The sequence below is a fragment of the Armatimonadota bacterium genome (assembly GCA_013314775.1).
In the GTDB taxonomy this organism is placed as follows: domain Bacteria; phylum Armatimonadota; class Zipacnadia; order Zipacnadales; family JABUFB01; genus JABUFB01.
On the sequence record JABUFB010000008.1, the window covers coordinates 459,699 to 480,814 of the forward strand.

Annotated in this window: 11 protein-coding genes; 2 read left to right on the forward strand and 9 right to left on the reverse strand. The window is 63.2% G+C overall.

Going from position 1 to position 21,116, the window contains the following annotated elements:
- Positions 1-19 precede the first annotated feature (19 nt).
- Positions 20-2,563, reverse strand: a complete 2,544-nt coding sequence (locus HPY44_09220; protein ID NSW56183.1) for a DUF4091 domain-containing protein — start codon at positions 2,561-2,563, stop codon at positions 20-22.
- A gap of 207 nt (positions 2,564-2,770) precedes the next feature.
- Between HPY44_09220 and HPY44_09225 the strand changes: the two genes are divergently transcribed.
- Positions 2,771-5,689 carry a DUF4838 domain-containing protein gene (locus HPY44_09225; GenBank protein ID NSW56184.1) on the forward strand — a complete coding sequence of 973 codons (2,919 nt, stop codon included), beginning with the start codon at positions 2,771-2,773 and terminating at the stop codon, positions 5,687-5,689.
- A gap of 90 nt (positions 5,690-5,779) precedes the next feature.
- Here HPY44_09225 and HPY44_09230 read toward each other — a convergent pair whose 3' ends face one another.
- Both HPY44_09230 and HPY44_09235 read right to left on the reverse strand, forming a co-directional pair.
- On the reverse strand, positions 5,780-7,807 hold the full coding sequence (locus HPY44_09230) for an alpha-galactosidase (protein ID NSW56185.1): 2,028 nt from the start codon (positions 7,805-7,807) through the stop codon (positions 5,780-5,782).
- A 56-nt stretch (positions 7,808-7,863) separates the two neighbouring features.
- A complete protein-coding gene (locus HPY44_09235; protein NSW56186.1) occupies positions 7,864-9,252 on the reverse strand; it encodes a hypothetical protein in 1,389 nt (462 codons plus the stop codon).
- Between the two features lie 166 nt (positions 9,253-9,418).
- Between HPY44_09235 and HPY44_09240 the strand changes: the two genes are divergently transcribed.
- On the forward strand, positions 9,419-10,540 hold the full coding sequence (locus tag HPY44_09240) for a hypothetical protein (protein ID NSW56187.1): 1,122 nt from the start codon (positions 9,419-9,421) through the stop codon (positions 10,538-10,540).
- Between the two features lie 26 nt (positions 10,541-10,566).
- Here HPY44_09240 and sulP read toward each other — a convergent pair whose 3' ends face one another.
- The 6 genes from sulP to HPY44_09270 all read right to left on the reverse strand — a co-directional run bounded on the left by sulP (position 10,567) and on the right by HPY44_09270 (position 21,109).
- Entirely contained in the window at positions 10,567-12,249 is a 1,683-nt protein-coding gene (sulP, locus tag HPY44_09245) for a sulfate permease (GenBank protein ID NSW56188.1), read from the reverse strand.
- Between the two features lie 53 nt (positions 12,250-12,302).
- Positions 12,303-12,860, reverse strand: coding sequence for a YeeE/YedE family protein (locus HPY44_09250; protein NSW56189.1), 558 nt, complete (start codon positions 12,858-12,860; stop codon positions 12,303-12,305).
- Positions 12,861-12,872: 12 nt separating this feature from the next.
- Positions 12,873-13,379 (reverse strand): YeeE/YedE family protein, encoded by a 507-nt coding sequence (locus HPY44_09255; protein NSW56190.1) that lies wholly within the window; start codon positions 13,377-13,379, stop codon positions 12,873-12,875.
- A gap of 93 nt (positions 13,380-13,472) precedes the next feature.
- Complete coding sequence (locus HPY44_09260) at positions 13,473-14,900, reverse strand: MBL fold metallo-hydrolase (GenBank protein ID NSW56191.1); 1,428 nt, start codon at positions 14,898-14,900, stop codon at positions 13,473-13,475.
- 138 nt (positions 14,901-15,038) lie between these two features.
- On the reverse strand, positions 15,039-18,050 hold the full coding sequence (locus tag HPY44_09265) for a right-handed parallel beta-helix repeat-containing protein (GenBank protein ID NSW56192.1): 3,012 nt from the start codon (positions 18,048-18,050) through the stop codon (positions 15,039-15,041).
- Positions 18,051-18,094: 44 nt separating this feature from the next.
- Positions 18,095-21,109 (reverse strand): LamG domain-containing protein, encoded by a 3,015-nt coding sequence (locus HPY44_09270; GenBank protein NSW56193.1) that lies wholly within the window; start codon positions 21,107-21,109, stop codon positions 18,095-18,097.
- Positions 21,110-21,116 lie beyond the last annotated feature (7 nt).

The window sequence follows — 21,116 nt, forward strand, 5'->3', positions numbered from 1 at the left end:
ACACATTTGCACGCGCCAACTACCACGGATACGCGGGGTCCGTCTCCGCCGCCTCGATTAGTTCCGCGAGTGCAGTGCGCCAGCGGTACACGTCCCCCGGCTGCATGGAATACCGCATGCCGCTCTCAACGAGGGTCTCTGGGACCACCAGGGCATTCTCGGCCTGCTTCAGCCAGTCCGCGCGGGTCGCACTGAGTTCCGCCGATGCCTTCACCTTCGCAACAGTCGCTTCGAGCACCCGGAAGTAGGCGTAGTCCTCCAGACCGTCGCGGAAGTTCTCCAAACGTACAGTGGGCAGGGGAGTTCCATCCGGGCCGACGCATGTCCACGAACCATCCCCATGGTAGGTGGTCCAGCTGCGCGGGTCCCAGTCTGTAAAAGGCCCGCTGTCGATGGGCTTGCGCGAGTTCCAGATACTGATCTGGTAGTACAGGAATCCATCAGGCCGGAACTTCGCGGTCATCGCGCCCATGAGGATCCGGCCATCTATGGCCGGGTACTCGATGAACATGTTGGGGAAGGGATGATGCGGCCCGCAGCAGATATACCACCAGACCTGCTTGCCCTGGGCTCGCACTTCATCCGCCGCTTCCTTGTTGTAACGCGGCGTCAGCGGGCACCAGGCGTCCATGGACTTGATCTCGCTGTCCATCCCGTAGCTGTGGTCGTATGTGGTCGTCATGACCATCACGTCCGGGAACTCCGCCTTGATCGCGGCGGCTGCCTTCTCAACCCACGGGAACTCCTCTTTCGGGTGCTCGTCGCAGCCGTATATGTAGGCTTTGTCCAGGATGCCCAGGGCCTTCGCTTTCTCATAGCGCGGCCGCAGCTTGTCGATGGTCGCCGCGCGCCAGGCCGGCACCCCATCCTCACTGGCGGGGTATTTCGAATAGTAGCCGAGGTTGAAGGTGCCCAGTTTCCCGGCGTCGTTCAGGCGCTTGAGTTCGTCGAACTGGGGCTCCCAGTCAGCGTAGGCGTAAAGGCTGTCCATGGTGATGTAGTAGTCGGCCAGGAAGTCCGCCCACTCGGACTTGTGCTTTCTCCAGGCTCGGATCGGATAGTCGGGTTGGGACCGCCACGTCTCCTGCTCCGCCGCATTGCCGCCACCATCGGGGTAGTCGTGGGGCCAGAATGTGATCGCCATGGGTAGCGGCGGTGCGTCCGGCATCGCAAAGTCGTACACCCTCACCGAGAGGTCATAGGCGAGCAGAGCCTTGCCATCGGACACAATCTCCAGCTTACCCCGGTACAGGCCTGCCGGCTGGTCCTTCGGCACATCGACGTTCACCCAGAAGGACTGTGCGTCACCCGTCGCGATGTCTGCACTGTCCATGAAAGTGAGGATCGGGTCGGGCCACCAGCCTACATGGGAGGAGCCGTAGGGAGGTATGCGCTTGGTCTCCACGTAGCCAACGGGCGGCGCAGTAATGCAGGCCTCCGGGAATGGTGTCCCGTCGCCGGACTTCATGCCCACGGCACGCACCTGCACCTGCTTCAGGTCCCGCTCCAGGGGATAGACAACCACCTGAAAGCTCTCGCGCTCGTTTCTGGCGGCCGACACGCGCGCCGCCGGGCGCACGTCCAGCGAGGGCACCGCAGCGCGCGGCAGAACCTTCTCCATGGACGTCGCAAAGCCCGCGGCAATCCCGTCGGCTGCACCGGGCGAAGCCTCGATGCGGGGCCTGATCTGGTCGAACTCCAACCGCAGGTCGAGTAATGCGGCCATCCGGTCCAGATCCACTTGCACGGACTGAACCTGCTTGGGCAGGTCGAGCACCGTCTCGTCCTCGGCCTGCAGCCTCGCGCGCACCTGGGCCAGCCGGTCCTGCATGCGGCTGATCTCTGATTCGACCCAGGCGGCGATATGCGCGGGCATGTTCGGAGTCTCACGCAGGCGTTGAGCAGACCGTTCGAAGACCGCCGTCATCTCATTGATGGCACCGGCGTGCAGGGCCGCAACATCGCGCAGGAAAGCGCCCGGCACCGGCGGGATCGGCTCGCCCGGCTCGAGCAGCAGGAAGCGGTCCAGATACACCACCAGGTCCTCCGGGGGATCCTCAGTGAAGAAATGCATGACATGAACGTCCGCCGCATCCAGGCCGCGGTCACCGAACCCCTTCCTCAGGTCCACGATTGCCCGCGCGTACGTGTGTGGCGGCATGATTTCGCGGTGCAAGAGGCCGTCACGGGTTGCCTTCTTCGAGTCAGAGATGAACAGCATCATTTTCTGCGTCGCGTCGGTGACATTCACCATCTCCATGACTAGCCGGTCGTACTTCGACCAGTCGGTGATGGGTGGCTTGCCCTCGAAAGCCGGCCATCTCTGAGCACCGCCGTGTTCGGCAGGCCGCCATGCCGGCGTGGTGAAGCGCATGGAGTAACGGCCCGACGCGGCGAAGCTCTCCGACCGTGTCAGCGTCTTGTCCGATCCGAGCACCGTGGCGTGCTCATTGTGCCAGATGCCGATCTCGTCATCGGTCTCAAAGTCGAACAACACCGTTACGGCTCCGGCCTGCAGGCAGATGAGGGCAAGAGTGCACATCAGCAGGATCAGTTGTCCCATGGTCCTCCCACTCCCCGTGGTCGTACACAGACTGCTGTCGGAACCAGGCGGCCCCGGGCACACTCCGCATGGTGCCAAATCATCACCCCAGCATGTTCGCCGTCGATGCCCTGCCAACCTGCGCCCGTCGCGCAAGGACAAATGGGTTCGCGAGGCGAAGAACCGTCCAGCAACGAGAGGACCACACACACGGAAGGAGCATTCCCCTTGCGCGTCGCCCTTTCACTACTCATTCTCGCTGCGATCCTCCTGGTCAACCAGCCTGCTAACGCCTTGGACCTTGTTCGCGACGGCCGGCCTGTCACCACGATCGTGGTGCCCGATGACGCGCTTCCAGTGGAGACTGCCGCCGCTGCCGAGCTCCAGTACCACGTCCAGAAAGCCTCCGGTGCGCAAGTGCCGATAGCGAAAGAGTCTGAGGCCCGCGAGGGCGCCGGACTGGTGTACATCGGCGCGTGCAAGGCAACCCAAGCGCTTGGATTGGACAAGGCTACGCTCCCTGCCAACGGGTTTGTGATGCGCCTGAAAGAAAGTAATCTCTTTCTCTTCGGCGACGACACGGATGGCGAACCCTTCTGGGTCCAGCATAACAACCGCAACCGCGTTGGCACACTGTTCGCTGTATACGAACTGCTGGAGACGCGCCTGGGCGTGCGCTGGCTCTGGCCGGGAGACCTCGGGACCGTGGTTCCGCGCAGGGCGACGATCACCATCGATGCCTGCGATGAGACCGGCCAGCCCGCTTTCATCCACACCCGCTGGCGTGACGGAGGGAATACGGTCGCCGGTCCAAAGGGTTGGGGCGACCCATCAAACCGCGCGCGTTTCATACAGGAGCAGGCGAAATGGCTGCGCCGCCATCGTTTTGCCATGGGCATCAATATGGACATGGCCCATTCCTTCACCAATTGGTGGGCACGCTTTGGCGAAGACCACCCCGAGTATTTCAACCTCCTGCCAGACGGCACCCGGCGTGTGGACCCCAATGACCACGGGGGCGCGCCGGAGTTGATTTCGATGTGTGTCTCAGAGCCCGGCGTTGTCCGACAGAAAGTGGCCGACTGGGCCGCGAGACGCACGCCACAGAATCCGTACATCGATGCCAGCGAAAACGACACGCCCGGCAAATGCACCTGCGATCTGTGTATGGCCATGGACGAGCCCCACCCCGACAGTCCGGTGCCCTTCGACCGGCGCGCGGCGATTGCGAAAGAGCGTTTCGAGGCAAAGGACCCCAACTGGGCGGAGGCGTTGGGTTCGCTATCCGACCGCTACGCCCGGTTCTACCTCGCGGTACAGAAGGAAGCCGAGAAGGTTGATCCCGAGGTCGTGGTGATGGGTTACTCATACGCCAACTATGTTAGACCGCCGGTCAACACCAGGCTCAACGAGCGCATCATCATCGGCATTGTCCCCGCGCTCATGTACCCCTGGACCGCGGAGAAGCGCGCAGGGTTCCGCGAGCAATGGGAGGGCTGGCGCGCCACCGGCTGCCAGATGTTCCTGCGGCCCAACTACACTCTGGACGGCCACGGCCTGCCAATCTTCTTCGCGAACAAGCTGGGCGAAGACTTCACTTTCGCGGCTGCCCGGGGTCTCGTGGGGACGGATTTCGACTCACTCACGGGCCAGTATGCGATTCAGGGTCCGAACCTGTACATGTTAGCGCGGCTGACCGATGACCCAACCCTCGCGCCGCAAGAGGTGATGGACGAGTACTACTCCGCTTTCGGGAACGCCGAGGCGGCGGTGCGCGAGTACTTCGCCCACTGGGAACGTGTATCCGACGCAGCGACCGATGACGACGTGACCCACTGGTCTTATTTCTACCGGGAGGCGGACCGCCTGTTTACGCCCGATGTCATGGCAGAAGGCCGGCGGCTGCTGGACGCGGCGACACTGGCGGCTCGAGGCGACACGGACGCCGAAGCTCGCGTGGCGTTCCTGGACAAGGGCCTGACGAACGCGGAGATGGTCCTGGCCACCCAACGGGCGTACCGTGCTTACAAGGAAACCGGGCAACTTCAGGGCTATGCAGACGCGCTCGGCGCTTTGGATGAATACCGCGCGAGCATTGAGAGTGACCTGTGCCTGAACATGGGCTTCCTGCACTGGTCCGAGGGCTACACGTGGGACCGGGAACTGGTGCGGCTCATGGCCCAGCCCGGAGAACGATTGCCGGACAGCTGGAAGTTCGCGTTCGACCCGGCCAGGCGCGGCGAGGAACTGGGATGGGCCGGCATCGACTTCGATGACAGCGCATGGGAGACAATGCCAACCAACGGCCCATGGGAGCAGCAGGAGGCCGGGAAGCGCTACCGCGAGGAGACCGGCACCGATTATAACGGGCTTGCCTGGTATCGCAACCGGTTCGACATTGGGGCGAGCGAGCAGCCAAGGCGCATCAGCCTGGTCTTCGGCGCGGTGGATGAGGCGTGCACCGTCTGGGTCAACGGGGTCAAGGTCCTGGAGCGCCCCTACCCGTACCAGGGCAATACGAACTCATGGCTGGAGGCCTTCGAGGTTGACATCACCGCGGCGGTGCGACCTGGGTCGAATGTGCTTGCAGTGCGGGTCGAGGACAATCAGGGCGCTGGCGGCATCTGGAAGCCTGTCTGGCTGGTGGTGTCCGAAGGCGCGACCGGCAGTGCCGACAACCTGCTGGGCGACGGGACCTTCGAGAACGGCCCGGGGCCCTGGAGGACCCACGTGCAGTGCGGTAAGTTCGAGCTGGCGGTAGACAAGACCGTCGCCCGCACCGGCAGCGCTTCCGCCCGGATCACCTGCTCTGAACTTGCGCCGCCCGAGGCCTTTGACACCTACCGCACCCGGGCCTGGGCACGCTGGCACATGCCCGCGAAAGTCGAAGCAGGGAAGGCGTACCGGTTGCGGGCATGGGTGAAAACGACGCCGGACTTCGCGGGCACCGTGTGGATCTGGGTGACCGGCACCCCGAAGGGGACGGTGGAGGGGAAAATGCTCAATACTGGTGGACTATGGCGGCTCGTAACCATCGAGAACGCAGTGGCCGCCGCGGACGGGCTGGGGATATATCTCAACCTGTACGATGCGGTGGGAACTGTTTGGTTCGATGATGTGGAACTGACAGAGCAGCGAGCCGAGTGAGACAAACGCTGAACCAGTGGGGAACTGCATGGCAACCGTCTACGGCCACCATGCAGTTCCCGGTGTGCGAACGACAAGACTCGCCGTCCCTCAAGTCTGTCCCTTGTACACGATTAGCCGGCTCGAGCGCCGTTCCAACCGCAAACGCAGCCCCTTCTCTCCAAGCTCCCTGCCATCGAGCGCCCAGTTCTCGCCGGAATCCAGGTCCTCCAGCGTATACCGCTTGTCGGGGTTGAGTCCCTGCAGCGCGAAATCCCCGCAGGCCAACGGGCTGCCTTCGCGCCTGAAGGCCACCACCGCCCCCTCGTCCAGGTCCGGCCGGTGCAACTGGTACACAATCCATGCATCGGGCATTGTCGAGCACGAAGTCAGCAGATAGTACTCGCCATACCAGAACGGCCTCAGGCGGTGGTAATCGGCCAGCATCTTCCGGTGCCATTCCCACGGATAGTCGTCACCCACGGTCTGTAGACCGAACTCTCCCAGCGTGAACACGAGACCGGGAGCCAAGGCGCCGCGGAAGTGGTAAGTGTCCCCGGGGCGGGAGTTGGGTGGGCTGGTGGCGTGCAGGGGCACCCAGCAGCTCAGGCCCGTGCCGTGCACCTGCACCGTCTCGGAGTTGGCGTTGGGAAAGCAGTTGTAATCATTGCGCCACAGGGGGATGCTTCGACCCAGCGTTTCCAGGTCGATGCGCCTGCCGCCGCTGGCGCAATTGTCGATGAGCAGGTGTGGGTGTCGCTCTCGCAGTTCATCCCAGAAAGCGTAAAGCCCCTCGATATGCCGGATCTCGTGAATGCCCTGCCGGTCGGGCTCATCGTTTCCGCGCCAGTACGGCAATGCGCTCATGTTGAAATCCTGCCGATAGCAGTCGATGCCGGCGGTCTCGATCAGGCTGCTCACTGTTTCCACCGCCCACCTGCGCGCATCCGGGTTGCCTAGATCGAGAAGCACGTTCTCGCCCTTCTCGCGCTCCTTGCCGGGCAGCGACAGGAACCATTCCGGGTGCTCAAGGGTGATCGGCGCACCGTGCAAGGCGCGCTCGATCTCCACCCACAGGAGGAATTTCATGCCGGCTGCGTGGGCAGCATCACTGATGGGTCGCAGCCCGTGGGGATGCCGATAGGGGTTCACACGCCAGTCTCCGGCGGCCGAACCCCAGTCGCCTTCGAATACGTTCGGGCACGGGTCAGTGCCCATTCCGTACCAACCCGCATCCACCCAGTAATAGTCGTACTCCAGCCCCTGGTCCTCGATGAACTGGATCAGCTTGATGTGCTCGTCGGTTGGGGAACCGCCCCAACTCCCGTGGCAGGCAGGCGCCTGGATCAACTCGCCCTCGCAGCGCGGGCAGTGGTGGGCGAGCATGAACCCCCGCAGCAGATTATGGCCGCGGTCGGGTCGGTCGCGCCAGTAGAGAAGGGCGATGCGCGGAGTGCGGATACGTTCCCCAGGCTTCAGGCGCAGGCGCGTGATCTCCATACCCGCGCGCAGGTGCACGCTCTCTGGTGAGTGGCGGGTGATCTCCGCAGCCCACTGCCCGGTCCAGCCGATAGCGATCATCAGCCCGTCCGCGCCGGTGTCCAGGTTCATAAAGGGCAACCACTCCACCGAAGAGCGCCCCTCCTGCCCTGAGACCATGCGGGTGTGGAAGTGTGGCACGTGAATGTTCCCAACTTCCTCCGCAGTGATCTGGAAATCATCCAGGCGCAGCGACGTCCCGCGCGACCGCCACAGCAACGGCATCCCCTGACAGGCCCAGTGGAGGTCCAGCGCCTGCACGTCCTCCAGGAGGGGGCTGTCTCCTGAGCCGGTGTTCGTGATGTGCAGGACCCACTCCAGCGCAGGGAAGTCCCGGAACTCGATGAGTTCGAGAGCAAACTCAAGACCGGTCTGCTCGTCCAGCCAGCGCAGGTTGTGGACCGTGAGGTCACCCGCGTCCTTGGACTCGCAGGAAAACGCGGCCCGCGCCAGGATCTCCGCGGAAGTCTCATCCCCGCACTTGAAGAAGACAGGGGGGCTGGGGTCTATCGCGCGTACCTGGGTTTCTTCCGCCGTTCTTCCGCACAACGCCGCCGCCCACGACTGCACGACATTCATCTCATCGCAACGCGGGTCCATTGAGGACGCCTCCATGTGGCAGTTTGGTCGGCTCTGACTTCGGATCGGATTCATGTCTAGGTGTAGAAGAACTGCGCCGAGGCCTCACAGTCTCTGTCGGCCACGAGACGCACCCAATGAGCGCAGAAGCCCGGCTCGAAGCAGTGGGCGACGTACCCCTGCGCCGGCACGGTAATCTCCCGGAGAAGGTTCCAGACGCCGTCACCGTGGAAGTCGACCAGTATTTCGAAGGTCACGGCGTTGTCGCTGGTGTGACTCAGGTGCAGGCACTTGTGTTCGAAGCCGGTCATCAGGAAGGGGTCGGAGTGTTCGCCGGCTTTCACCGGAGTGCGGTACCACGGGCCACCCCAGCCCTTCGGCTTGCCCCAGGACCAGAGATCGTCCGACTTGCCCAGCCAGAGGTTCGCCTGTGGCTGGCCCACGTACGGGTTGGAGTCGTTGATCGGGGTGGTCTGGTCACCGGCGAGCACCAGCATGCCGTTCCAGGCGCAGAAGTCGCCGATGATCCGCAGGTGAGTGCAGACCGGGCGCACTCCCCAAACCTTTCCGCCATACTGCATCGCAGGCAGTTCGTAGAACATTCCGCAGACATTCATGAGCCAGCGCTCCGATTCGACCTCTCGGATCCGCGGCCACTCGGTGGTCACCGTGTGATCCTGGGTGTGGGTGCCCTTGGGCAGGCGGTACGTGTCCCACCGGCCGTGGACCAAGACCTTGAGGATCGCCGAGGCCCGGTCCTGACCCGTCGCGAAGAGCGCGCTGCCGATGTTCTGTCGCCCCATCACCTCGTTGTACTGGGCAGTGTCGATGATCGTCCAGTTCTCCCCGTCCCACTCAGCGAGTCGTCCCCGGGCGGCGAGACCGAGGTGGTCTGCGTCCTCGTAGGTGTTGTTCGCAACCACCAGGCGGCCGTGTCCGCTGCACGCGCCCTTGAAATGGGGCTGGGCGTGGTACGGTTCGCCCGGCTGGGTCATCCCCAGGGCGTATGTGAGGTCGCAGAGCATCCGCGTCTCGAGGGTGTGTACATCCGCCTCGAATAGCTCCCCCTCCATGCCCAGCATGTAGACCTTGTTCTCCGGGTCGAAAAGGTGTTCCGCCGTTGCGGTTATGCGGATGTCAATGAGGCTCTCGAAGGTCCGCACATTACCGTCCACATCGATGACGTGCGGGCCGATGATGATCTGCGTCGAGGGCGAGTGCACCATGCGGTTGGCATAGGTGCCCACAACGCTCTCGGGGTGCTTCGTGATGTTCAGGTCATCGTCAACCGAGAAAAGCCCGGTACCGCCGCCGGTCCCGGCCTTGTGCGCCACGTAGGTAACAAACCACAGGCGGTTGGCCCAGGGCATGAGCGCCCCGATGCCGGTCTCGGTGCGCCTTGGAAGATGATCCGCCTTCACCGCGAGATGGGGCAGTACGCCGCTGATGTTGTACCGCGTGGTCATGCTGGACATCTCCCTGGGAACGGTCTGAGTGGTCCGGAACCTTGCCGGGCAGGTCACAGGTGCCGCTCCGGCGAATCGGCATGTTGGGTCAGACTTATTCGCGCGGTGTGCAGTTTCCACCTGCGCATGTGCGAACTACTGCGGTCCGCTCCCCTGGAGGCCAACCATGCCCTCGTCCTGGTCCGTGATTGCGATCCTCCTCGCCTCAGCGTCCGCTTTCTGCCAGGATGTCCCCGCGCCCGAAGCGGACCGGATCTGGGTTGGCCCGATGCCCTTCATCACGGGGCGCGAAATCCGGCGCGACTACTTCTCGACACTCACCAATCCGGCGGCCTGGCCCACGGTGCTCGCGCGCACGGATGTATTCAAGTCGTACATCATGGTGCCCCCGCGCGACCCGCTTCCCGGTGAGGACCAGCCGCAGTCGTCAGATGAGGAGCTTCGAGGACTGGCGGCTTTCATGCGACAGCGGGGCATCAAGATCGCCTTCGAGGTAGGCGGTCTGCGCATCACGGACCGTCTCTTCGGCCCGCTTGCGGGAGAGAAATACGCGCAGACCGAGCTGACCCACCTGCGGCGGTGGATCGACTGCGGGGGAAGCGTGGACTACCTCACCACCGACCATGCAATCATGATGAACATGCGCGGAGCCGGGTTCACCGGACCGGGAGTGAGCCCCGAACGCCCCGGAAACATGAGCATGAGCGAGCTGATCCGCGAACTGGTGATCTACTTCGAAACGATGCGACAGGCGATCCCCGGCGTGAAGTTCGGCGTGATCGAGTCCCTGGGATTTTTCCACATTATCGGGCCTGACGGGAGAGAGTATCCCCGCACCGACCCGCTGCTCCCGGTCTGGAAGTTCGACGCGTTCATGGACGAGCTGCTGGCTGCGATGAAGGACAAGGACCTCACTCTCGACCATTTCCACATTGATTTCGGGTACGAGGGCGTTCGTTTCGACGGCCGCAACCGGGGGGAACTCGACTTTGGGCGCATACTCGGTGTGGAGCAGGCGGTCCACGCCCGGGGGATCAAGGCAGGGGTTATCATCAATGCCTTCCACGACCGGAGCGTGCAAGAACCGGACCCTGCGACGGCCAGCCGCGAGGCTTACGAAAACACGCTGGCCTTCACCCGCGGGTATCTCGCGGCTGGCGGCAAGTCGGAGCACATCATCTTGCAGACGTGGCAACCCTATCCGGACGTAACCGGGCCCGAAGACCGGCCACATACGGTGCTGAATATCGCGCGCGACGTGCTGGGTCTCATCCCGAACGCGGAGTAGCGCGAACTCCGCCGCGCGGAGTAATCTCAACCACTCTTGCCTGGTGACAGCCCGATCTCCGCCAGCGCATCGGGCAGGGCGTGACAGGTCTTCCAGCGCCCGAACCGGTCGTCCCAGCCGGCGCGCGCGACCACATCCCGCACCGGTCCTTTCATACCCGCGAACACAAAGGTTATGCCCAGGTCCCGATGGCTCTCCATGATGTCCTGAAGCGCGTATACCGCCGAAGCGTCGATGTCATTGACCCCGGAGAGGTCGAGGACCACCCAGCGAGCATCCGTCCGGTCCGCCAGGCGCCGGCGCAGCCGGTTTTCCACGAAAGCCATGTTTGCGAAGTACAGCGCCGCATCCACCCGGAGCAAGATGGCTTCCGGGAAACGGATGGCATCGGGAAAGCGGCTTACGTTCAGGTACGCGTCCTCGCTCTCAACGTAGCCCAGCTCTGCAATGTGCGGGTGCGAACTGCGCCAGATGAACTGCAGCAGCGAGAGCACCACGCCGGATACGATGCCGACTTCCACATTCACGCTCAGAGTGACCAGGAATGTAACGATAGCTACGATGCCGTCGCCCACTTTCACCCGGAACAGCTGGCGCATGCCACGCACATCGATGAGGCCGACCACGGCCACCACAACCACGGATGCGAGCACCGCGTGCGGAAGGTAGTGGAAAAGCGGTGTCAGGAACAGGACAGTTAGAACCACGACCGCCGCCGTGACGACTGATGCGAGCCCCGTCTTCGCCCCTGACTGGTAATTGACGGCAGTACGGGAGAAGCCGCCGGTAACTGGGTACCCTGAGATCAGCCCGGACGCCACATTTCCGAGGCCCAGGGCCACCAGTTCACGGTTCGCGTCCACCTTGTACCGCTCGCGGGCGGCTATCATCTCAGCTACCGCGATGGATTCCATGAAGCCGACGAAGAGAATAGTGAGGGCCACGGGGAGCAGCTTCGCCGCCGCCTCTACGTCCATTGGCGGGAGGCCCGCCGAGGGCAGGCCCGCAGGGACATGGCCTACGATCGCAACGCCACGTCCAGACAGCCCAAGAGCCCACGTAGCAAGTGTGCCGAGGATCACCACCAACATGGAAGCCGGGAAGCGCGGCGACCTGGCCCGGAGCACCGCCAGTCCCGCAATCGCTCCGGCTCCCACCGTGAATGTCAAGAGGTTCGTCTGTGGAACAGAGGTCACCAGTTCGCTAATCAAGTGCAGCGTTGACTCGGTCTGCTCCAGCTTCACCCCCAGGAGGTGCTTCACCTGGCTCAGCAGGATGACCAGCGCTGCCGCCGACGTGAACCCGGTGACCACCGCGTGGGAGATGAAGTTCGCGACCATCCCCAGTCTCAACAGGCCGAATGTGAACTGGAGGACTCCCACCATCAAGGCAAGCAGCGCGGCATAGCCCAGGTATTCGGGGGTCCCGGCTTCGGCAAGCTCGGACACGCCTGAAGCCACGAGGAGCGAGACGATCGCCACCGGACCCACCGCAAGCTGGCGGGAGGACCCAAACAGGGTGTACACGATCAGCGGGACAGTGGAAGCGTACAGACCTACAGACGGCGGCAGTCCCGCAAGCATGGCGTATGCCATGGCCTGCGGCACCAGCATGACCCCGGTTGTGAGGCCGGCGACGATGTCCCCGGACAGGTCACCCCGCCGGTAGCGGCGCATCCAGTCCACTGCTGGAACGGCGCGCGCAATCAGGTCTGGCAGAGCATGAGGCATCGTCTGGGCTCCCTCCCCTCAGGACCGGCAAATCACAGGCCCGCGCTCTCGATCCACAGGAGTAGCCCGACGATGAGTCCTGAGACCGGAACAACCACCACCCAGGGGTTCACGTTGAACAGCTGCGGGAAGGTCAGTTCGCCGAAATGCCACTTATTGAGAATCCCCTTTTGCAGCTCAGGGTAGACCGACGCGAACAGTCCCGCGCCGATGAGGATTCCCACAACACCCCCGAAGACGGCATCCAGCGAGCCCTGCCCAACCGCGCCGGCCACTGTTCCGGGACAATACCCCAGTACGCCGAATCCGACGCCAAAGATCAAGGAGCCGATCACTGTCATGCCTACTGAGCCAGCCTTCGGGTGCAGTTCGGCAAGCCCGAGACTTCGAAGGGCGTGAACGCCAATCATACCAACCAGGACCGCAGACAGCATGATCTTGACCACGGTGAAGTCGTGCCAGAGCAATTGGCCGATGATCACATCGTAGCTGGTTGCGCCGCCCCGTTGCAGCAGGAAGCCAAAACAGATGCCCAGCAGTAGCCCGACATACATCTGCTTACTCTTGTCGCCGTGCAGACCCTTGAGCATTGTCCGACCTCCTTACGTTCCGAAAACGCGGTAGATGAACATCGCTGTCGCGATCCCGGCGATGAAAAAGCAGGCTGCGGCGATCCAGCCGCTTACGGCCAACTGGAGCGTGCCGCTGATCCCGTGGCCGCTTGTGCAGCCGTTGGCCCAGCGCGCACCGAAACCCATGAAGATGCCACCGATCAGGGCCACGGCCAGACGGGCAAGCGGGTCATCACCGAAGGCCTGCGCGAAACGGTCCGGAACCCAGCGCAGATCAAAGGTCCCGGCAAGCTGTGCCGAGATGAAGGCGCCAATGATCACCCCCACCACCAGCATCCATTCCCAATCGATCTCCGGCACGAATGCCTTGTAGTAGGCGTTCTCCCGCACCTTCTCGGCGCGGAAAAGCTTCTCGATCATCCCGCTGGTCCGTGCGAAAGCAGCGGAGCACCCGATGGGCTTGTTCGACAGAAGAAAGGCGAGCCAGCTCAGGACACCGATACCCGCGCCGACGAGGTACGGTGACCAGCTTCGCATCATCAGCCAGTCCATCCGAGTTCACCTCCCGAGGCATGGATGACCTGCCCGCGCTCGCTCTCCGAACGCGGGCAGGAACCCGGTTCATAGCTGTCAGGGCATTTTCTGACCCATAAACCTTGGCCCGTGAGGCACAACGCAGACCGGGCACTCCGGCGCGAAGCCGGCGGCGGTGTAGCCGGTCATGCCGCCGGAAGCGTTCACGACATTGCTGAAGCCCCGCTGCTTGAGAAGACTGGCGGCCATACTGGAGCGGTGGCCGGTGCTGCAGATCACCACAATGCGGGCGTTCGGGTCCAACTCCGTGTACCGCGTCCGGAGCGCAGGAGCAGGAATGTTGATAGCGCCCTCGATGTGATGCTGTTCGTACTCTGTTGCCGCGCGCACATCCAGGAGCACGATGCCGTCGCCGCCGGTGATGGTCCGGTTCACATCGTGGGCCGACATCTGCTCCACGTATGCAAGCGGGAACCCGGCCTTTGCCCAAGCGAACATCCCGCCGTGCAGTGCGGCCGTAACATTATCCAGGCCTACACGGCGCAGAAGGACAGCCGCCTCCGCCGCCTGCTTTTCGCAGTCACCTACCAGCAATATCTCGGCATCAGGGGGGAGTATCCATCCCGCGAAAGTAGAGAAGTTGCCGCCGAAGTCCAGATGGTACGCCCCAGGGATATGCATCCCGCCGAAGCTCTCGAAGCTGCGGATGTCCACGACGATCACTCCGTCGCGTTCTGCACGCTCCCTGAACTCCGCGGGCTTGAGGCATGACAGCTTCGGCAGATCCGCAATCTTCGCGGGACCGGCGCCGTTGATGGCGCTGCAGCGACTGAAGTGATCGGGCGCCGCGGGCATATTGGTCGTCAGCGACTCAACGAACTCCGCCCTGTCTTTGATCTGCAAGGCCGCGTTGTAGAGGCGCTCGTAGCCGATGGTGCTGGTCCGCTTTGCGCCCATCGCCCGGCCACACAAAGACCCGGCGCCGTGGGCTGGGTAGACTTCGCAGAAATCGGGCAGCTTCAGGAGCTTGTCGTGAAGGCTGGAGTAAAGCTTGTTGGCAAGCTCCTCTGCCTGGCCGGGAAAAAGGTCTGGACGGCCGACATCCCCGACGAAGAGGGTGTCGCCACAGAAAACCGCGGCCGGTTCGGGCCCACGCACATTGTCGACAACCACATAAGAGATATGCTCGGGGGTGTGTCCCGGGGTCTCCAGGACCGTCAGGGTTATGTTGCCGATCTGGATCGTGTCACCCTCAGATAAAGGAACGTGTTCGAACCCGCAGCCCGCCGACTTCGGCGCGTAGATATCTGCACCGGTAGCAGCCGCAAGGTCCATGTGTCCGGAGATGAAATCCGCGTGGAGGTGGGTCTCGAGAATGTGGGTGATATTGAGCCCCATACTCTCGGCCGTCTCGAGGTAGACGTCGATGTCACGCTGTGGGTCAACGATGGCGCATTGGTCGCCGCACGACAGGAGATAAGAACTATGCGCAAGGCCTTTCACGAAAAACTGCTGAACGAACATCGCTTCCCCTCCTTGAGCTCACACGTGGTAGACACAGGCTGTCAGGCTTGCTTATATTAGTATAAATTGATATTCTAATGTTGCATAGCCCCTTTCCCCCTGCTGGGCGAAGTTCGCCTGCGCGCCCATGTAGTGATGCTATCCGGCCTTTTCCACGGCCAGCAGGCCCCCATTCTCGAGCTTCCATGTGGGACCCTGGGTGCCCACCCAGTTGATCCATTCTCCCGGCCTGCTGCGAAACACCCCCAGGTTGAAGGGGATGTCTTTCTGCCCAGGGGACACTCCGAGTGCTTCGAGCGGAAGCTGCCAGAAAGCCTGCCAGTCTGCCTCCCCAACTGCCGTCTGGAACTTGCAGGCTTGCGCCAGTGCCTTCGCCGCTGCCTCGGGAGCCCCGGCTTCGGTGCTGCCCTCGAGCGTTCCGTCGGCGAAGCCGTGCAGGACCCACGTGACCGCCGCGCCTTGCGATGTCTTGCCACGGATGCAGACCTCGGCGCCGTCGTTGACGCGCCATTCCGACCCCAGGGAGATCGCGTCTTTCGAGGCGACGGGTACTGTCAGGCGCACGAACAGGCTTTTCCCGTCGTTCACAACCTGCGCCGAACAGGGTTTGCCGCCCAAGGGTGCTCCATTGGGGTCTTCCTGGAGCGTCAGTGCGGTCCCGGGCCATTCAGCCCGGGCTGCCGCGGCGTCCATGGTCGTGGGCGTTTCCATGAAAGCGGCGATGGCCACGGGTTTCGGCTTCGGTGCAGCAGATGTCTGCGGCCCCCGGAAAATCACCCGGCCCCCGCGTTTGAGGTCATACGTCTCTCCGAGGGTCCCGGCCCACTGCAGATACTGGTTGTCCTCGCTGCGGTAGACGGTGATGTTCAGGGGCAACTGGGCCTTGTCCGCCGGGATAAAACGCAGAGCGGCAAAGGGGACCCGCAATTCGCAGCGCCAGATGGTCTTGTCCACGGATGCGCCGTATTCGATAGCCTGCCCGAAAGCGTTGGCCTCGGCCTCGGTCGCTCCCGCGAGAGACAGACTGCTCACGCTGCCGTCAGTAAAGCCTCGGAGCACGTAGTCCACTGCCGAGCCGTCTTCTCGCTTACCCTGCACCGCAATTTCGATACCTTCGTCCACCCCCCACTGAGTACCGGTCTTGCGCTCCTCGGGGTACATGCTTACCACATTCACGGCCACGTACAGGTCGGTCTCGGTGGCGCAGAGCTTGGCAGTCACAGGAGCGCCCCGGGCGGCGCGCTGGTCCGGCAACTGCCCGAGACCAATGCCGCCGGCGGGCCACTCCTCGCCGTCCAGCTTGCCGTCCACCGTCGGCGGGTTCGTCAGGGGGATGACGTTGGCATACAGGGGCGCGTCTCGCTGTGGGCGGGTGACCGCAGGCATGGCGTCGCTGATGGCCGGCGTCACGTCGCCACTTTGCACGATCAGATTGTCGGACCACTCGGCGATAGCGTCGGGGTCGCCTACATTCACCTTACCGTTGAGATACAGCGTGTTCCCGATGACCTTGAACCCTGAGCTCCGCGCGAAGGACAGGTCCATGTCCCCATCGGTGATGAACACATTATCACGCACGGTGCAGTTCACGGTCATGTGGTTGTGGCTGGGACGACGCACGCCAATAGAGACGTTGCGCTCCACCACGCAGTCCCGACATTTCTCGTCAAGGTAATAGGCGGAGACCCCGTACCCCTCCCCCACCTGCACGATATCGCGCACCACATTGCGCCGCAGAATATGCCCTCGCCCCCCGCCCATGTAAATGGCGGCGCCATCATGGAGTTCCTGCATGCAGCGGTACAGCAGGTTCTCCTCGACCAGCGTGTTGGTGCCACCATTAGCCATGCCCGAATAAGGAGTGTCATGGATCTCATTGCGGCGGATGATGTACTGTCCTGGTCCTCCGCCGGCCATGAGGGCGACCGCGCTGGGATATACCAGGCCGACATGATGAATCTGGTTGCCTTCGATGGTGGCATTGCCGCCACCTGTACGGAGGCCACCCGCGCCGAGATGGTGCAGGCGGCAGTTGCGTACCTCGAAATCCTTCGTGCCCCACTCCCGGATTCCGTGGCCGGCGGTGTTTGTGATTTCAATGTCTGTCACCCTGATGCCCTCGCAACTGCCGATCTGCAGGGCGCCCCGGTAATTGCTGGCCCCGAACCCACCGGCCTTGCAGGGCGTTGTGGTGGTCGAGAGCGTAAAGGCCTGAAGGCTTACGTTCCGAACCGGGCTGCCTTGCTTGCCCTGCAGTTCGAGTATGGTCTCCACGGTGGGAGCGACCACGAGCGCGGTCTCCATGTCCTCGCCCTCAAGCGGCCAGTAGACGACCCGGCCCTCATCTCGGTCGAGATACCACTGGCCGGGCTTTGTCATACCCTCTTTCACATTCCAGACCACGTAGGTCTTCACGCCGAAGGCGCCGGGAGGATGTCCGGAGGGATTCGCGAAGGTGAGGGTACGGGTCTCCGGGTCATGGGCCGCAAGACCGATCATGGACTCGTCCCACATGTGATAGACCGTGACCTCGGCGTTCTTCACGCTGAGCCACGGGCCGATGTCCCCGGCTTTATACTGCAGCGTGGTCAGTTCTTTCTGGGTCGGCTTCCGCTCCCAGCCGCCACCAGCCGTGCTCATCCAACGCACCGGGAAGTTGCTCTCGTGTGTGAGGCGACCGGTCTCGGGGTACCGAGCGCGTGGGCAGAGGCGATCATTGACAACAAGCGCCCGGAAGTCCCACTGCCCTTCTCTGACGCCGGGGATGTCCGCCACCCAGAACCTGTCCCCATCCCTGCGCCAGCCAGCGATCTTCCTGCCGCCGTAGAGAATGGTGTTCCCCGCTCCCGCGCCCTCGATGGTCAGGTCGGTATCGCGGGAATCGAGAACCAGGGGCTTTTCGACGTAATGCCTGCCCGCGGACAGGACAATGCGGCGGGGCTGCCCGGCCCGCTTCCGGGATGCTTCAAGGGCGGCCGCAAGACTTGCCAGCGGCCCGTCGGTACCTTCGGCGTTGGGCGCGGCCAACTGACCGGACCACGCATCATTCCCTTCCGGCGACACGTTCCAGGTTGGTGTCTGGGCGCTTGCACACATAGAGAGCACCCCCAGGATCACTGTCCACATACCGAGCATGACCAGACGAGCCATTCTCATGCTACCCCTTTGCGAATGTCGGTTTTCGGCTGTTGCGGCTACGGACTTTCCAGCACCGGCTGCACTTCAATGAAGCTGACCATCATCTGCTGCCCCACCGGTCCCCCCGGCAAATCGGGGCCGGCCCAGTCGCTGATGCGGAGGGTCGCGTTTTCGCCTTGTGCTCGGAACTGCAGCCAGTGGTAGGTCATCCAGAAGGGCTGCTCCGGAGTGAAGGGCTGCGGTCCGCGGGCGCTGCGGAAGGGGTAACTGAAGCCGCCCTCCAACACTTGTGCGCCGTCGACGGCTATGGACAGGACCTGGGTATCCTTCCGGCTCTTGCCGCCGGTCAGATCGGCGTAATCGCCCGTGATCACCTTGACTGAATACAGGCGCCCCCGTTCCAGTTTTTTCATCTGCTGACTCAGGGTGTTCGGAGCCCTTGCGCTGCGGATCATCACTGCGAAAGTATCTCCAAATGCCCCCGGCGGATATCTGCCCTGGAGCATGCCGTACCCGGGGAACTTGCCCCCCGTAATCGAACCTTCCTCTGCCGCGGAGACCTGCCAGTGCTCGGTGCCTTCTTCGAAGTCCGGGTCGGTCACGTGGCGTAATTCGTACGGATCGTCCAGCATGCGGCGGGTCTGCCCCTCGATGCAGTAGTGCCGCAGCATTCGGCCCATGCAGTTGAGGATCTCTTCGTCCACATAGTTAGAGCGGTACGGCTGGATGCCCCACAGTCCGAAGAGCGCAGGGTCATTGGCGAGTATCTCCATCTGCATGTCGAGGTGCACCCGGAAATCCGCCTGGGGGTAGCGATTCGTGGTGCAATAGGGCAGGTAGGCGTACATCGGGGTGAAAATCGCCCGGCGCATGCAGCCAGGATAGGCCCGTTCCCAGTCATTCGCCACCCCGAGAAACCGGTTGCGCAGGGCTTGGAGGTTGCGCTCCTCGGTGGGCTCCTCGCCTGCGTACACCTCGATCGAGAAAGGCCAGCCGCAGCCCAGTGTTGTTTTCATGAACAGCTCCGAGGCGGGGTTCCCGTGCATGTTGACGACAAAGGGGATCCACAGTTTTCCTGCGAAAGCCGGGGCCTCGGACAGCCGGGCGATGGACAATGTGGTGGCGGCAACGTTCTCCGTTGACGGGTTACCCGGGTAATACTCGTCCACCTGGATGCCGCCGATCTTCGCAAGGTCCCAGCCCCGAGGGTTCAGCCACACATTCAGCAGCTTCTCGGCGGTCCACTCTTCCTTGTCAATGAGCCCGGGGGCCTGGAGGTTGGCGATCCACATCTTCCCCTGGGCGACCCACTCGCGGTACTCCGGGGTATCGATGACCTGCCCCTCGATCATGTTTGTGTTGGGCAAGGTATACCTGGCGAGACGCTCCCAGGTGTTGCTCCCGAAAGGCGCAATCTGCGGACCGGAGGGGAACACGTTGTACAGGAGCGCCGGAATCGCCCGGACGATTAGGCCCGTCTGCACGCCGGTGACCGTCAGTGTGTGCTTCCCCGCCGGCAGGAGGCGCATGGCCTCCGCGGACCCGGCTTCGGGTTGGGCGGACAGCAGCCACTGGTCGCCCAGACTCAGTGAACACTGGCCCGTTGCGCTGAACCACACCCAGCCGTCCCGGGGGTTCATGAATTGTACCTGCCGGTTCCCCAGGAGATCCCGCGATTGCGCGTCCACCAACTCGCTCACAAGATTGTTCAGCACCCGGATCTGCTGCGCCCCCCCGGGGAGCACGGTCACGAGCCGTTTGGTCGAGGCCAGTTCGCTGCCGGACTTGTCTCGCAGCGCGAAGGTCGCGTCATACGCACCCCAGGGCAGTTCGCGGGTATCCAGCGCAAGCTCCAGCGAGGCATCAGGCGCTTCGACCGCCTGCACGAGCGCGACCTTCCCCGTCTCCCGTGATACCAGGCGGACCGACAGCGTGCTCTCAGCCAGCTGCGTCCGGGGGACATCGAGATGCAAATCCACACGTACGGTCTGGGTCTTGCCCGGCGGCATTTGCGCCCGCCACGGATCGTGGACGTGCACCTGCAGCGGTTCCAAATACAGTTGGCCGGTGATAGGGACTTCCTGCACATCTGCGAAATCGCCACGGATCGTGCTCACCGCCAGCTTTCCTGACTGCCCACCCTCGCCACAGATGAACAGGTCCGTGCGGCCTGTCCAAGCGGGCGTCAGCGCGACCTGCCCGACCTCCAGTTCCGTCTGTTCGCCAGGCGCAAGGGTGACATCTCTCTGTTCGTCCTCCCTGCCGAGCCTGACCCGTCTGGGGTCTCTGCTCCAGTTGCGCAAGGTGAGCGCAGAGCGACCAACCGGCGGCGAGACGGAACCGTCGTACAGCACCTTCGCAGTCCCCACTTCCACATCGGCCTGAGACTGATACAGCGCCGTGATCTCGGTCGCCGGAAGAGCCCGGGAGTACAGCCGAATATCGTCCAGTTCGCCCTGGAAGTAACCGTTGTAGAACCACCCGGTCAGGCGCTCGCGCACAGGGGCCTTACTGATGGGCAGGGGCATCTGCATCTGTGCCACCTGTTTGCCGTCAACATACATTGTGGCCAGCCTGGCGCCGCTGTCGGCGCTCACCACCACGTGCTTCCAAGAGCCGTTTAGCAGCGAACTGGGTGCCAGCAGCGACGCATTGTTGGTCCCGTCGGCCCACTCGAAGCGCAGGTAACCGTAGCCGTCCATGCGCAGATTCATGTTGCGCTCGACGCCGGCGCCTCCATCCCCGAAAAGGATGCGGTTGGTCTTCGGCTCTACAGACGAATCGGTCTTCACCCAGACCGCCAGCGTCATATCACCGCTGAGGTTCATCGTCTCGACCTGCCCGTACCTCGCCAGGTCGTCCCTGCTGTCGAATCGCAGAGCGTATCCCCGCGGCGATGGCACCCATTCCACGTTCTTCAGCGCGGCATCGTGCCCATTGCCGGTGACGTCACGGGCGACCTCGCCGCTGCCCTGGTCAAAGTTCCAGTGAGCGATAAGCCCCGACTCAGCCGCGTGACACGCCGAGCAGATGAGGGCCACCAGCGCCAGACCAACAAGTGCCCGATCCATTGCGCTT

What these genes read in the sequence shown, in the direction of transcription:
- HPY44_09220 (NSW56183.1), bottom strand. Translation starts at nt 2,563, where the DNA reads ATGGGACAACTGATCCTGCTGATGTGCACTCTTGCCCTCATCTGCCTG.
- HPY44_09230 (NSW56185.1), bottom strand. Translation starts at nt 7,807, where the DNA reads ATGGACCCGCGTTGCGATGAGATGAATGTCGTGCAGTCGTGGGCGGCG.
- HPY44_09235 (NSW56186.1), bottom strand. Translation starts at nt 9,252, where the DNA reads ATGACCACGCGGTACAACATCAGCGGCGTACTGCCCCATCTCGCGGTG.
- HPY44_09240 (NSW56187.1), top strand. Translation starts at nt 9,419, where the DNA reads ATGCCCTCGTCCTGGTCCGTGATTGCGATCCTCCTCGCCTCAGCGTCC.
- HPY44_09250 (NSW56189.1), bottom strand. Translation starts at nt 12,860, where the DNA reads ATGCTCAAGGGTCTGCACGGCGACAAGAGTAAGCAGATGTATGTCGGG.
- HPY44_09255 (NSW56190.1), bottom strand. Translation starts at nt 13,379, where the DNA reads ATGCGAAGCTGGTCACCGTACCTCGTCGGCGCGGGTATCGGTGTCCTG.
- HPY44_09260 (NSW56191.1), bottom strand. Translation starts at nt 14,900, where the DNA reads ATGTTCGTTCAGCAGTTTTTCGTGAAAGGCCTTGCGCATAGTTCTTAT.
- HPY44_09265 (NSW56192.1), bottom strand. Translation starts at nt 18,050, where the DNA reads ATGGCTCGTCTGGTCATGCTCGGTATGTGGACAGTGATCCTGGGGGTG.
- HPY44_09270 (NSW56193.1), bottom strand. Translation starts at nt 21,109, where the DNA reads ATGGATCGGGCACTTGTTGGTCTGGCGCTGGTGGCCCTCATCTGCTCG.